Annotated in this window: 14 protein-coding genes; 11 read left to right on the top strand and 3 right to left on the bottom strand. The window is 41.9% G+C overall.

Annotated elements, in window-relative coordinates:
* Window positions 1–102: 102 nt before the first annotated feature.
* The 5 genes from ACY8D0_RS27125 (at window position 103) to lepB (ending at window position 5,328) form a co-directional block, all read left to right on the top strand.
* Window positions 103–2,202: a transglycosylase domain-containing protein gene (locus tag ACY8D0_RS27125; RefSeq protein WP_462413625.1), complete on the top strand. Its 2,100-nt coding sequence runs from the start codon at window positions 103–105 to the stop codon at window positions 2,200–2,202.
* A gap of 119 nt (window positions 2,203–2,321) precedes the next feature.
* Window positions 2,322–3,239 (top strand): aminoglycoside phosphotransferase family protein, encoded by a 918-nt coding sequence (locus ACY8D0_RS27120; protein WP_462413564.1) that lies wholly within the window; start codon window positions 2,322–2,324, stop codon window positions 3,237–3,239.
* Window positions 3,240–3,383: 144 nt separating this feature from the next.
* Entirely contained in the window at window positions 3,384–3,857 is a 474-nt protein-coding gene (locus ACY8D0_RS27115) for a DUF2975 domain-containing protein (protein WP_462413563.1), read from the top strand.
* A gap of 79 nt (window positions 3,858–3,936) precedes the next feature.
* The gene (locus tag ACY8D0_RS27110; RefSeq protein WP_462413562.1) at window positions 3,937–4,473 is read left to right on the top strand and encodes a hypothetical protein; all 537 of its coding nucleotides are present in this window, start codon (window positions 3,937–3,939) and stop codon (window positions 4,471–4,473) included.
* A gap of 315 nt (window positions 4,474–4,788) precedes the next feature.
* Window positions 4,789–5,328, top strand: coding sequence for a signal peptidase I (lepB, locus tag ACY8D0_RS27105; protein WP_462413561.1), 540 nt, complete (start codon window positions 4,789–4,791; stop codon window positions 5,326–5,328).
* 126 nt (window positions 5,329–5,454) lie between these two features.
* On the opposite strand, the gene ACY8D0_RS27100 is transcribed toward lepB, so the two are convergent.
* Together ACY8D0_RS27100 and ACY8D0_RS27095 are read right to left on the bottom strand one after the other, a co-directional pair.
* Window positions 5,455–5,622 carry a DUF8096 family protein gene (locus ACY8D0_RS27100; protein ID WP_462413560.1) on the bottom strand — a complete coding sequence of 56 codons (168 nt, stop codon included), beginning with the start codon at window positions 5,620–5,622 and terminating at the stop codon, window positions 5,455–5,457.
* Between the two features lie 120 nt (window positions 5,623–5,742).
* Window positions 5,743–5,877, bottom strand: coding sequence for a hypothetical protein (locus ACY8D0_RS27095; protein WP_462413559.1), 135 nt, complete (start codon window positions 5,875–5,877; stop codon window positions 5,743–5,745).
* Window positions 5,878–6,045: 168 nt separating this feature from the next.
* On the opposite strand from ACY8D0_RS27095, the gene ACY8D0_RS27090 reads away from it, so the two are divergent.
* From ACY8D0_RS27090 to ACY8D0_RS27065, 6 genes are all read left to right on the top strand, one after another.
* The gene (locus tag ACY8D0_RS27090; RefSeq protein WP_462413558.1) at window positions 6,046–7,074 is read left to right on the top strand and encodes a DUF3231 family protein; all 1,029 of its coding nucleotides are present in this window, start codon (window positions 6,046–6,048) and stop codon (window positions 7,072–7,074) included.
* Window positions 7,075–7,298: 224 nt separating this feature from the next.
* The gene (locus tag ACY8D0_RS27085; protein ID WP_462413624.1) at window positions 7,299–8,474 is read left to right on the top strand and encodes a cation:proton antiporter; all 1,176 of its coding nucleotides are present in this window, start codon (window positions 7,299–7,301) and stop codon (window positions 8,472–8,474) included.
* A gap of 331 nt (window positions 8,475–8,805) precedes the next feature.
* A complete protein-coding gene (locus tag ACY8D0_RS27080; RefSeq protein ID WP_462413557.1) occupies window positions 8,806–9,246 on the top strand; it encodes a MarR family winged helix-turn-helix transcriptional regulator in 441 nt (146 codons plus the stop codon).
* A gap of 24 nt (window positions 9,247–9,270) precedes the next feature.
* Complete coding sequence (locus ACY8D0_RS27075; protein ID WP_462413556.1) at window positions 9,271–9,798, top strand: hypothetical protein; 528 nt, start codon at window positions 9,271–9,273, stop codon at window positions 9,796–9,798.
* A gap of 37 nt (window positions 9,799–9,835) precedes the next feature.
* Complete coding sequence (locus ACY8D0_RS27070; RefSeq protein WP_462413555.1) at window positions 9,836–10,561, top strand: CPBP family intramembrane glutamic endopeptidase; 726 nt, start codon at window positions 9,836–9,838, stop codon at window positions 10,559–10,561.
* Window positions 10,562–10,983: 422 nt separating this feature from the next.
* Window positions 10,984–13,116 (top strand): heavy metal translocating P-type ATPase, encoded by a 2,133-nt coding sequence (locus tag ACY8D0_RS27065; RefSeq protein WP_462413554.1) that lies wholly within the window; start codon window positions 10,984–10,986, stop codon window positions 13,114–13,116.
* A 74-nt stretch (window positions 13,117–13,190) separates the two neighbouring features.
* On the opposite strand, the gene ACY8D0_RS27060 is transcribed toward ACY8D0_RS27065, so the two are convergent.
* Window positions 13,191–13,490 carry a BC1872 family protein gene (locus tag ACY8D0_RS27060; RefSeq protein ID WP_462413553.1) on the bottom strand — a complete coding sequence of 100 codons (300 nt, stop codon included), beginning with the start codon at window positions 13,488–13,490 and terminating at the stop codon, window positions 13,191–13,193.
* Window positions 13,491–13,646 lie beyond the last annotated feature (156 nt).

The following is a 13,646-nucleotide window of genomic DNA, read 5'->3' as shown; positions in this document are numbered from 1 at the left end:
TAAAATAAATCAGTATGTATTAAATAGCAAACTAGAGTCATAGAGGTGGAATTAGACGTGGGAAGAGCAGAATTACGACAGCAACAAAGAGCGTCTAAACGGGTGTGGGGACAATTTTTATCAAAAGGCTGGATAAAAAAGCTTCTGTTGGCAGCCATCATTGCTGCAATATGCTGTCTTCTGATTGTCAATATTTTAATATGGAGAACCGATGTCAGCAAATTGAACACCCCAGCTCCACAGCCAACGATTATTTACGATCAAAAGGGCGAGATTGCCAGTAAAATCTCTATATCCAATATAGAAGGTGTCGGGTTCAAACAAATTCCTAAAAACATGGTAAACGCGGTGATATCAACCGAGGACCAGCGCTTTTACCAGCATGGCGGGATTAATTATGTTGCGATTGCCCGTGCGTTTATTAGAAACTTGTTTAGCGGACAGATTGTCGCCGGAGGCAGTACGGTTACCCAGCAGCTGGCTAAAAATGCCTTCTTGACACAAGAACGGACGTACACAAGAAAAATCAAAGAACTGATTATCACCAAAAAAATCGAACGTACCTATTCTAAAGATGAAATCATGGAAAGATACCTGAACCAAATTTATTTTGGCGAGGGTGCATGGGGAATCCAGCGGGCGGCCCAGACTTATTTTGGCAAGGACACTAGTGAATTGACGCTAAGCGAATCCGCCATGCTTGCCGGCTTAATCAAAGCCCCGTCGATTTTGTCGCCATTCAAGAATATGGACAAGGCGATTGAACGACGCAACGTGGTCTTATCCTTAATGAAACACGAAGGCTACATTACCCAAAAGGACGTAGAAAAAGCGAAGGATCAGACCATCGTCCTAAACAGTAAAAAATCGGATGACGAGTATGACGGCAAGTACCCGTATTATGTGGACAACATCATTCAGGAAGCCATGAAGAAGTATGGCCTGACCAAAAGTGAGGTTTTATCTGGGGGACTCCGTATTTACACGGAATTAAATCCTAAGCTCCAAACGGCGACAGAGCAGGTATATCAAAATGATAGTCTGTTTCCGGCAAGTCAGTCCGACCAACTGGTTCAAAGCGGGGCGATTTTTATCAATCCAAAAACGGGTGGGATTCAGGCACTTGTTGGCGGCAGGGGCGAGCATACCCTTTTAGGGTTTAACCGGGCCACCCAATTGGTACGGCAGCCAGGTTCGACGATGAAGCCATTGGCGGTATATACACCTGCGTTGGAACAAGGCTATGATATTTTTGACCAACTGGAAGATAAGCCAATCAATCTAAATGGTTATCAGCCGGAGAATTATGACAAGCAATACCGCGGAACGGTGACCATGTATGAGGCGGTCATTCATTCCTATAATATTCCTCCGGTATGGTTATTACATGAAATCGGGCTGGAAAAAGGCACAAAGGCGGTCGAACGCTTTGGCATTCCACTAGAGGAGGCAGACTACGATTACGGGATTGCCCTTGGCGGAATGAACAAGGGTACCTCGCCGTTAAAGATGGCGCAGGCCTACTCCACATTCGCCAATGATGGATTGATGGTGGAGGCCCATTCCATCCAAAAAATTGAAGATGCAGACGGTAAAGTAATTGGAAAATGGGCAAAAAACGCCAGAAAAGTCATCGACAAAGATATTGCCCAAAAAATCACCTTCATGCTAAAAGGCGTTATAGATGAAGGGACAGGGATCAAAGCGAAAATAGCAGGGGCTGATATCGCAGGAAAAACGGGGACCACTCAGTTTCCCTCTGCCAATAATGACGGTGCAAAAGACCATTGGTTCGTGGGCTATACCCCTAACCTAACGGCAGCGATTTGGTTAGGCTACGACAAAACCGATGAAAACCATTATCTTACCAATTCAAGCGGCGGAACGGCACCTGTCCTCTTTAAAGAAATACTCTCAAAAACCGGGTCAGAGTTTACCCAACAAAAATTTGAAGTATCGTCGATTACGAAAAAATATCAGGAAGAGCTTCAAAAGCGAAAAGAAGCCGAGCAAAAGGCAAAAGAAGAAGCAGAGAAAGCCAAAGAACAGGCAGAGAAGAAAGCCAAAGAACAAGCAGAAAAGGCCCAAAAAGAGGCGGAAAAGGCCAAACAAGAAGCCGTGAAAGCCCCAGGTAAAGGAAAAGGAAAGGGGCAGGAAAAGGAGAAAAAGGGAAAAGATAAAAAGAAAGATAAAGAAGATTAGGACGGGTAAGAAATAGGAAGCTGCCAAAATGGCAGCTTTCTTTTTTTGAAAAGGAATATAAAGAATAATCTCGAAATTAAAGAAACAAACCATTCAGCGAAAGGAAGATCTAAAGACCGATGTACATTCCAACTTCATTCGAACAAAAGATTGCCGGTGCCTTTGGAGAGGAAGGCAGAGACTGGCTGAAAACTTTGGAGTCAAGGGTTCAGACATGCGCAAATAAATGGGAGCTGAAGCTTAACGGACCGGTCCATAATCTATCATATCATTATGTGATAAAAGCAGTGGATGCAAAAGGTATTCCGGTCATATTAAAAATGGGTGTACCGAACTTTGATTTTCAAAACGAAATCATGACGCTGGAAGCATACAATGGGGAAGGTTGTGCGAGACTGATCAATTCCGACCCTATAACGGGAGCGATGGTTTTGGAACAGATGATTCCAGGAACTATGTTGTCAGACGAAGCAGACGAAAACCAAGCCATTATCCATTATGCAAAGGTTTGGAAAGCGATTCGCAGGCCATTACCGGTTAACTCCCATTATCCATCCATTCTTGATTGGGCTGCAGGACTTAAACGGTATCAAAATCAGTTTCCCAACGATCAAGGCCCAATCCCTAGTGAAATGGTACATATTGCCCAAGGCTGTTTTGACTTCCTAACAAAAACATCGGAGGGCAATGAACTGCTTCATGGAGATTTGCACCACGAGAACATTCTCTACTCGAAAAATCATGGCTGGATAGCCATTGATCCGAAGGGAGTAGCCGGCGACCGGTATTTTGATCTTATTTCCTTTTTAATCAATCAACTGCACCATCAGCCCAATCCAAAAGAAGTATTGAAGCAACGTATCGAATCATTAGTTGACCTGTTGGAACTGGAACGTGAAAGATTGCTGAAGGCTGGTATCGCCATGTCCATCCTTTCTGCCTGTTGGGGACTGGAGGATCAGTCAGAGTGGGAAGACACTTATCAATGCGCGCTATGGTTTTATGAGTTTCATAAAGGGTGTAAGTTTCACAATTAATTTATTTTATTAAAAAAGTCTGGCCCAATGAGGTCAGCTTTTTTTGATAAACAATAATTAAAATATAAAATATGATAAAAATTTATTGAAAAACGATAAATAAGATTGTAATATTAACATAACAAAGAAACAGTGAGGTGCTTTATGAAACGGGGATCCATCCTGACATTAAAATCAGCTATTTTTATTATTGGAATGATTGTACTTGCGTTTTGCTTATTTTTGCCCGGCTTGGCCGAGAAAGCGGCAGAGCTGAATCCGGAGTATGGCTATTTGCAAATTCCTGTTCTTGTCGGTATTTTCCTTACCGCGGTCCCCTTTTATTTTGCATTAGTTCAGGCGTTTAAGTTATTAAGGTACATAGAGGCTGACGATGCATTTTCTGAACCAGCCGTACAGTCCCTTGGAAAGATTAAGAATAGCGCGATAGTCATTTTGATTTTGTACGTGATCGGAATGGTCTTTCTGTCCTTTCTAAACGCCTTGCACCCCGGTATCGCCATTATGGGATTTGTCATCGTTTTTGTCAGTTTGGTCATCGCCTTGTTTACCGCCATTCTCCAGGAACTCGTCAGAAATGTGTTGAAATATAAAATTGAAAATGATTTGACCGTTTAAGCTGGTTCAATGGCAATGGCTGCCTCTATCGGTTTCATGCTGGCTAAAAGGGGAATCTTTTGAAAATGGGGGAACTTTCATGTCTTTGATATTTGTCATCGGGTTGTTCGGGATCATCACGGTCTTGTTTCTAAAAAAGCCTATAATCGGCATGCTTCAGGAGAATAATCGTATGCTCCAAATGCTGGGCCGTGCAAAATGGTATCAAAATCATTGGTTTGCCGGGGCCTTTTTATTTGGGATGAATGCGGCCCTTTTCGGTTTAACCATTCTGATTCTGCTTCTTTTAAGTTATTTCATCATCCCATTCGTTCATTTGCTGGTCCTATTTTTCGCCGTGTGGGGCAGCATCATGTTGTGGGTCATCATCAATAAATCCTGGCAAGGCACAAAACCCAATCGTTTGAAACTAGCCACGGTCGGCAGCAGCTTTTATGTCCTGGCGAATTTATCGTTTGTATATTGGCTGGTGACACTGGAGCCGGCCTATCCCGGTGAAGATACATTTATGAGATCAATAGGCTTGGTTTTGGCAATCGTAGTGACAGCCGTTGCATTTATTGCCTGTTTTATTTTCACGGGTTTTACTAAAAATCTAGGCTCTGTTAAACGATAAGGCTGATTTTTTAACTCTGTGATTGGAGCGGATAAGCTCGAATCCTGTCGGAGTACGGGGTTAGGGAGGCTTCCCGGCACGCCCGCGGGTTAGCTGAGTGTCTTTCACTGCCATCAACAGCCAAATTTAACACAGTCAAAATCTAAAAAACTAGTAAATATTCTTATTTTTTGTAACCTTATCATTGCGGGCGCCGTCCAATTCTATAACTACTGATTTCTTTCATTGATAGGCGAATCGTTTTACAATTTCCGGAAGGATTTTTGTTAATCAACAGAGAAATCTTAATAAAAGGAAATTTATGGAGTTGATGGGATGAGTTCGAAAGTCAAAAAGGAGTTATTTAGCTGGGGAAAATCACTGTTGGTTGCTTTAGGTATCGCATTTATTGTCAGGACCTTCGTATTTGCTCCCTACATCGTGGAAGGAGCTTCCATGGAACCGACATTACATAATCAAGAAAAGATTTTTGTAGCGAGATTACCAGTCACTGGCGGTATTGACCGGGGAGAAATCATTATTATTAAAGGGGAAGAAGAAAACTATGTAAAAAGAGTCATCGGACTTCCTGGAGACACCGTCGAAATGAAGAGTGACCAGTTGTTTATCAATGGAGAAGCAGTAAAAGAAAACTACCTTTCAGAGAATCGTGAAATCGCGAAACAAAAGGGAAGTCTTTTAACGGGTGATTTTGGGCCGTTAACGGTTCCGCAAGATAAATACTTTGTCATGGGAGATAACCGGCTATTCAGCAAGGACAGCCGCAACGGTTTAGGATTAATAAATAAAAGTGCGATTATCGGAAAAAGTGAATTTGTCTTCTATCCGTTTTCCGATATAAGAGATACAGAGTAATCAAAGGGCTGCTGCGGCAAGCCCTTTTTTGGCCGATAGGAAAGTAAGGCTTTCTTATCAGGCGTAAGTGCCGCTACGCCTCTGTCAAAAGCCCTCTGAGCTCGCCAATCGGCGAGTTTTCTTTATTCAAATTATTTTTTTCATTCCACATTGGCGGCACTCCCTGATAAAATTGCCTTCTTTGACCGATGATTTGAATAATGTGTTTCCGCAGTTGTCGCAGCGGCCGTCTTTTATATCGGGATTTTCTTTGTAATCATAGATTTGGTCTAAATCGTATTTTTTCTCTTCCAACTGTTATCACCTGCGAATTATTTTTTTCCTATTTCATCATAACAAGTTTGAGGCCATATGAAAAGTCAAAGTTCCATGAAAAACCGCACCGAACCAGCGTGGTCTTATGAATGAAAAGCTTTATGATTCATCGGTCTTCGCTTCGGCGGATTGTTCAGTCTCAGTCTCAGGGAACCCGTATTGTTTGTTAATTTCTTTGACCAATTCATTAAAAAATTCAGCCGTAAATAGGGGCATATTTTCTTCTGGCATCATGAGACCCTCCCAAATAGGTATTTTATATATAGTATTCTCTTTTAGGATATGAAACACACCAAAAAAATTGGGCCCAAGTAGAAAATGTTTCCTTTTTATAAACGATCAGGGAATATTATTTTCGAGTATTGGGAAAATAAAACCATATTATGCAAAGGATTGAATGATATGGACCCTACCCGAATTCGATTAACCGCCCCGGAAATTTCCAGTCTTTGGACACAATATATGTTTGAAACGATGTCTATTTGTTTTATTAAATATGCGCTCAAACATATAGAAGATCAGGATATCATTGAAATTTACCAAAAATCACTGGATCTCTCCGAGAGCCATATCCAAAGGGTGAAGGAATTCTTTAAGGGGGAGGATTTTCCGATTCCTATGGGTTTCACGGAGGAAGATGTCAATATTCATGCCCAAAGATTGTTCCAAGATCCTTTTTATTTGTACTACCTATATATTATGAATCTGCAAGGTCTCACCGGGTATGCGCTTTCTGTCAGTACCTCCATTCGGGCGGATCTGCGACAATATTTTATTACTGTGAATACCGAGACCATGATGCTTTATGAAAAAATCATGGATACGATGCTCAATAAAGGAATCTTCAATCGGCCGCCCGTTATCACTCCGTCCGAACAAATTGATTTTGTAAAACATAAGAGTTTTATAACCGGCTGGTTTGGAGAGCGCCGCCCGTTAACAAGCGCGGAAATCGGTGATATTACTTTCAATATGAATAAGATGCATATGCATGTTGCACTAAAGGTGGGGTATAGCCAAGTCGCTTCGTCTGAAGAGGTGAGGCAATATATTAATAGGGGGATGGAGATATCAAACAAACACATTGCCACATTTGAAAAAATTTTCCGGGAAGAAAAGCTGAATTCTCCTGTATCCTGGCAATCGTATGTGACCAATTCAACCGAATCTCCCTTTTCTGATAAAATGCTTATGTACCAAATCCAATTATCCACACAGGTAGCAATTGGTTTTTATGGTACGGCCTTAAGTGTCACTTCGAGAACGGATCTTGCGGAAAAATACCTGGGCCTCACAGCGGAATTGATCAGATTTGCCGAGGATGGAGCCAATCTTTTAATCAAAAATGGCTGGTTGGAAGAACCCCCAAAAGCCAGTGACCGCAGGGCGTTAACCAAAGGGAAAAAAGAAGGTCTCGGCCGCAATGATTAGCCGCAGGTGTCCATATTAAAACGGAAGCACGCCTACAAAAGTAGAAGAATATAGGAAGAACAGGACTATCATTTTGATCCAAAATATGATATAGTTATTTTATAATTATATAGCAACGAAAACGGAGGAGTCTGTCACCAAGGGGTTTTTATGCCCTTTGGTGGCAGGCTTTTTTTGTTTTTATTCGTTGTTTCATTTCCTAAGGGAGAGGTGGAAGTTTATTGATTATCATTCTTCAATTGGCGATTATTTTAGTTGCAGCAAAGCTTGCGGGACATTTAAGTGTTAGGTTTGGCCAGCCATCGGTTTTAGGGGAACTCATTGTTGGGGTTTTGCTGGGGCCGTCAGTCCTAGGATTCATTCATGAAAGTGATACCTTATCGGCCTTCAGTCAAATCGGGGTTATTTTGTTAATGTTTATGGCCGGTTTGGAAACCGATCTGGATGAATTTAAACGGTCAGGAAAAGCATCCACCCTTGTTGGGTTTGGCGGAATCATTGCCCCGCTGTTTCTGGGTTATGCTGCAGGAATCTTGATGGAGTTATCCTCCTATCAATCCTGGTTTTTAGGATTAATGCTGGCAGCCACAAGCGTGAGTATCTCGGTTCAAGCATTGAAAGAGATGAACCAATTGAAAACTTCGGAAGGAACGGCCATTCTTGGGGCCGCCGTTCTCGATGATGTGGTCGTTATGATCCTTTTAGCATTCTTAATGAGTTTTGCAGGCGGGGAGGTCAGTTTAACCACTGTTGTTCTGAAGAAGGTGCTATTTTTCGGCGCGGCTATCTTGGCTGCTTGGAAAGCAGTCCCGTGGTTATTAAAAAAAGCGAGCTCATTAAAGGTAAGTGAACCGGTTATTTCTGCTGCCATGTTTATTTGTTTCGTATTTGCCTATTTTGCGGAATACACAGGGGTTGCCAATATTATCGGGGCTTATATAGCTGGTGTCGCCATTGGTGTGACTGGGTTTAAACAGCAAATATTTGAAAAGGTGGAGACCATCAGCTATTCCATCTTTGTTCCGGTATTCTTTACCTTTATCGGCATTTCCGCCGAGTTCACCGGTATTCTCAGCAATTGGGGATTCATTGTCGGGTTAAGTATCCTTGCAATCCTAACTAAGTTTATTGGAGCGGGGGCAGGTGCCAAGCTGGCCGGATTTGGCTGGAACAGCTCGATGGGAATCGGGGCTGCGATGGTCTCCCGCGGTGAGGTGGCCTTAATTGTCGCCGCCCTCGGACAGGAGGCCAATTTAATACCTGAAGAGTTATTTGCCAGTATCATAGTGGTCGTGATTGCCACGACTCTCGTCACACCGCCAATGATCAAATGGTTTTTTCATTCCAAACCGAGGAGAGATCAATCCCATCACGCAAAAGCAAGTGAACAAATCATGTAATCATCACAAAAGGAACGGCAGGTATCTGTCGTTTTTTTTTATGGTGATTTGTTAAACAATATTTTTGATTTTATTAACACTCTGTTGATGGGTACGGAGGTCGTTCGACTCCTGCGGGGGTACTGGGCCGTGAAGGCACCCCTAATCCGCCCGCGGGTTTGTTTATAGACTGAGGCGGAAATAAACAATCCTATTTAAAACAGCCTTTTATTTTAATTTTTCCTTACTTTCCATTGATTTACAATGGTTATTCCTTTACAATATAGTTAAGAAGGCTTAAATGTTTATTTAAATTAAATATTAACGAAATTTAAATGTAAGGTGTGTTGAAATGGATTTGAAGAGAATTTTAATCGAAGCCAATCAGTATTCAGAGGAAATTAAGTCTATTTTTATAAAAGAGTATAAGAAAATCCTGGACGAGCATGATTTATCATCGAAACAATCTCTCGTATTGAACATCTTGGAAAAGAAGAAACGGCTGAATATGAATGAGGTAGCTGAGATCATCAATGCTACCCCAAGTGCTGCCAGTCAGTTTATCCGTAAATTTGAAGCCAAGCAATATGTGAAACGGGAAATCAATAAAGAAAACCGACGAGAGGTATTTGTTTTATTAGATGCAAACGGCGAGCAGTTTTTCAAAGAATTAACCACTACGGATGAAATGGTGTTGGAAAAGTATTTTATGCGGCTTCCAAAAGAAGATATTGTAAAATATCACGAGATCTTAAAAAAGCTCCACGATATTGTCAGTTCGATAGAGGGTTAAATATTATTGGGGAGGGGAAGAGAGTTGAAAACAAAGTATGCAAGTGAAGAAGTGGTTTATTTTACGTACCACAAACAAAGTGGGTATAGCGGTTTTATCTGGGCCATGCTAGCGGTTACAGCCTTGGAATCTGTCGGGGTATCATTTCTATTGTATAACTGGAACCCCATTATCCATTGGATTCACTTAGTCTTAGGCATCTCCGTTATCGTTTTTCTGATTGCAGACTTAAAAGCGGTTTCAACCAACCCCATAGTTGTCAAGAAGGAGGAACTGTTATTAAAAATTGGGGTTCGGCCAAGAATCGTGATCCCGACCTCCGACATCCAAGAGATCATGAACGGAAACCTCCACTATGAAACAGACCGGAAAAGTAAAGCTGTTCTAGACCTGTCACTATTAGCGTTTGATGGTCCAACCTTCGAAATAGTATTAAAACAACCACTCGAGTATAGACGTCTATTTGGAAAATCTCGTTCGGTCAGCAGGATCTTTTTCACGGTTGACGATAAAGATGGTTTCCACGCTTTAATAAAAATGAAGCAAGCGTAAGGAGGCGGAAGAAACGGAAGTTTGGTATTGGCTGCTGTTGATATTTCTGGTTACGTACGAACCAATTTATGGGTACTTTGATTATCAAAAATTCAAAGCCAAGGTGCGGCTTAACTCAAATGAAAGAGTCAGCTATTATAAGAAAGTCATGGCAGGTCTTTGGATCCCCGCCTTATTGATTCTAAGTTTGATTGGATTTGGACCGTTAACCTTAAAAGATATCGGATTATCGGGTATACATGTTGATCCTGCCCCCCTAGGGAAATGGGTAACCTATCTTTCGTTTGGTCTTGGGATTGGTTATGTACTTGGCCTGCTATATTATTTGATAGGCTCCAAGGTTAGCCAAAAAGTGAAAAGGGAAATGGTGAAGATTCAAAAGCAACAGATAGAAAAAACTACATTCGCGGATATCATGCCAAAGACAATAGAGGATCGGAAAATGTGGACCTATGTTTCCTGGACAGCCGGTATCACTGAAGAAATGATTTACCGCGGATTTTCTATCTTTGCCCTTTCACAATTGTTCCCTGATGTTTCCTTGTGGATAATATTGGTGGCCTCCTCCGTTTTATTCGGCTTGGCTCATACCTATCAAGGTGTCTCGAATGTGGTTAGGACTTCCCTAGTCGGTTTGTTCTTTGCTCTAATATATATAGGATTAAACTCAATTATTCCGCTGATCGTTCTTCATTTTCTAATAGATTACGTGGGGAAAATCGGCGACACTGAGGATATCATGAATCAAGAGAAAACAGGTTGATGAGGCTGATCGTTCCGGTCAAGCCTTTTCTTATTAAAAAAGGTAGTGTCGATAGGAGTAGGAACTTGGTTGATAAAAGGTTCCCATTGGTTGATAGAGCCTTGAAAAGTGTTGATAGAAAGGCGAAGTGCGTTGATAAACGGGTAAGTTGGGTTGATAAACTAATAAAAATAAAAAATACCTCTTATGAAGAGCAATATAAGCGATAAATCAAACTTTATAAAGAACAAATCAGCTGTATAACATGAACCAACTAGCAGCCAGTCCGGGCCATGTATTTTTTTTCAAAAGTCCAACCTTTTTTTGATAAAGGCAGCAAGGAAAAAAGAACATTCAAATACCCGCTTGAATATCCTTCTATTAGTAGATTATACTTTATCCATTAAATACTGCTTTTGTTGACGTAAGGGGGGGAAAAAGGTATGTCTGAACAAGCCGCAAAGGTGATGGAGCAAGAGACTAAAACCTATCGTGTCCAAGGCCTGTCATGAGCAAATTGTGCCAAAACGTTCGAAAAGAACGTGAAACACCTGGATGGTGTTGTGGATGCAAATGTGAATTTCGGCGCCTCAAAAATAACGGTTAGTGGAAACACCACTATTGAAGCACTTGAAAGAGCTGGAGCGTTTGAAAACTTAAAGGTGCGCCCCGAGCATGAGAAAAAGGTGAAACGCGCCCCTTTTTGGCAGCAAAAAGAAAACATCAAGGTCTATATATCGGCCATCTTGCTTGTCATAAGCTGGTTTCTGGGGACACGTTATGGGGATGGGCATCCCTTATCCATAGGGGGTTATGCTTTAGCCATACTTATTGGAGGGTATTCATTATTCTTAAACGGAATGAAAAACCTATCCAGATTAAGGTTTGATATGAAAACCCTTATGACCATTGCGATCATTGGAGCGGCGATCATTGGCGAATGGGGCGAAGGAGCCACGGTGGTTATTCTTTTTGCGATTAGTGAGGCACTTGAACGCTACTCGATGGATAAGGCTCGTGGTTCAATTGAGTCCCTTATCGATATGGCTCCAAAGGAAGCCTTGATTCGCCGTGGTCCGGAAGAAATGGTCGTAGAAGTAGAAGATATTAAAATCGGTGATATTTTGATTGTCAAACCAGGACAAAAACTGGCTATGGATGGTTTGGTTGTAAAAGGCACCTCCACCATCAATCAAGCATCGATTACAGGGGAATCGGTTCCGGTTCTGAAGGCCATCGGTGATGAAGTATATGCCGGCACTTTAAATGAAGAGGGCTTGTTGCAGATAGAAGTAACAAAACGAGTGGAAGATACTACTCTATCAAAAATTATTCATCTTGTGGAAGAAGCCCAGGCAGAACGCGCGCCATCCCAAGCGTTCGTCGACCAATTTGCCAGATACTATACTCCAGCCATCATAGTGTTAGCTTTCCTTATTGCTGTCGTTCCACCACTGTTTTTTGGAGGAGACTGGAATGATTGGATTTATGAAGGATTGGCTGCCTTAGTGGTGGGCTGTCCATGTGCCTTGGTTGTATCTACTCCGGTTGCTGTGGTAACCGCTATTGGTAATGCAGCGAAAAATGGAGTCTTGATTAAAGGCGGTATTCATCTAGAGGAAGCGGGTTCCTTAAAGGTGATAGCCTTTGATAAAACGGGGACTTTAACAAAAGGGATGCCGACCGTGACGGATATCGTGGCGTATGGCGGTAAGGAAGATGAAATCTTGCGGATTACCGCGGCCATTGAGAGCGGGTCGCAGCATCCTTTGGCTTCCGCCATCCTAAAACGTGCGGAAAATAAAGGGTTAAATTATCATGAACTATCCGTTGAAGACTTTCAATCGGTCACTGGGAAAGGTGTCCGTGCCAACGTAAATAACAACGTATACTATGTGGGCAGCCCAGCGCTTTTTGAAGAACTGCATCAAAAAATTGGCCATGGGACCAGCCAACAAATCACAGGCTTGCAATCGGAAGGCAAAACGGTGATGGTTCTCGGAACCGAAAAGACGATTCTGGCATTAATCGCTGTGGCAGATGAGACGAGAGAATCATCAAAAGAAGTGATTCGTAAACTCCATCAGCTCGGAATTGAAAAGACGGTCATGTTGACAGGGGATCATCAGCGGACGGCCGAAGCAATCGGAAAACATTTGGGAGTATCTGATATAAGGGCAAATTTGCTGCCGGAAGACAAGCTGAATTTGATCAAAGGGTTAAGGGCCCACCATCAAAAAGTAGCAATGGTTGGCGATGGTGTCAATGATGCGCCTGCACTTGCTGCTTCTACGGTGGGCGTGGCCATGGGCGGGGCAGGTACCGATGCTGCACTTGAAACCGCTGATATTGCCTTAATGTCTGATGATTTAACGAAATTGCCGTATACCATTAAATTAAGCCGCAAAGCCTTGGCGACCATCAAACAAAATATCACATTTTCTTTGGCATTGAAAGCCGTCGCATTACTTTTAGTCATACCCGGTTGGTTAACCCTATGGATTGCGATTTTTGCCGATATGGGTGCAACCCTGATTGTTACCTTAAATAGTTTGCGGTTATTGAGAGTGAAATAAAGCATGTGGTTTCATTGTGAAATAACCAAAAAACTAACGGCCTAGACTCCAATGGCCGTTAGTTTTCTTTATTATTAAAGCCATCCTTCATCAATTGAACTGTTATCTGCAAGCGAGTAGGCGGCATTCGTAATCGCTTCAGCCAATGAATGACCGGTAGAGCATATGTCATTGAAGCATACTTGGTATTCCCCTTTTGCGGTATACGAAAACCCCAAGCTTTTAAGTCTTTCCACAATTATCATGGAATGCTCAAGGTTTTGCTCAGGTTGAAAATCATGAATGAACATGTTCTTTTCATAATCATACCATTTATCCCAGCCGTTTAATTTCCAGCCCAGTATTCTACGTGCGATGACTTCGATTTTATTCATGTCACAGTTGGCTCCTTTTAATTCGCTTTGTTAATTTTAACATGAGTTTAAGAAAGGTGTACGGCATGTTTTTTAATAAATTTTGAAAATGCAATGAAATGGAAGGATTTAGATAAAACAAAACAGAAGTACACATAGTTGAACGATATCAACTCA

This window comes from Neobacillus camarae (genome assembly GCF_054950115.1).
This window is presented reverse-complemented; position numbering and strand designations above follow the sequence as displayed.

Coding starts and splice junctions, on each gene's coding strand:
- ACY8D0_RS27120 (WP_462413564.1), top strand. CDS start 2,322: ATGTACATTCCAACTTCATTCGAACAAAAGATTGCCGGTGCCTTTGGA.
- ACY8D0_RS27115 (WP_462413563.1), top strand. CDS start 3,384: ATGAAACGGGGATCCATCCTGACATTAAAATCAGCTATTTTTATTATT.
- ACY8D0_RS27110 (WP_462413562.1), top strand. CDS start 3,937: ATGTCTTTGATATTTGTCATCGGGTTGTTCGGGATCATCACGGTCTTG.
- lepB (WP_462413561.1), top strand. CDS start 4,789: ATGAGTTCGAAAGTCAAAAAGGAGTTATTTAGCTGGGGAAAATCACTG.
- ACY8D0_RS27095 (WP_462413559.1), bottom strand. CDS start 5,877: ATGATGCCAGAAGAAAATATGCCCCTATTTACGGCTGAATTTTTTAAT.
- ACY8D0_RS27090 (WP_462413558.1), top strand. CDS start 6,046: ATGGACCCTACCCGAATTCGATTAACCGCCCCGGAAATTTCCAGTCTT.
- ACY8D0_RS27080 (WP_462413557.1), top strand. CDS start 8,806: ATGGATTTGAAGAGAATTTTAATCGAAGCCAATCAGTATTCAGAGGAA.
- ACY8D0_RS27060 (WP_462413553.1), bottom strand. CDS start 13,490: ATGAATAAAATCGAAGTCATCGCACGTAGAATACTGGGCTGGAAATTA.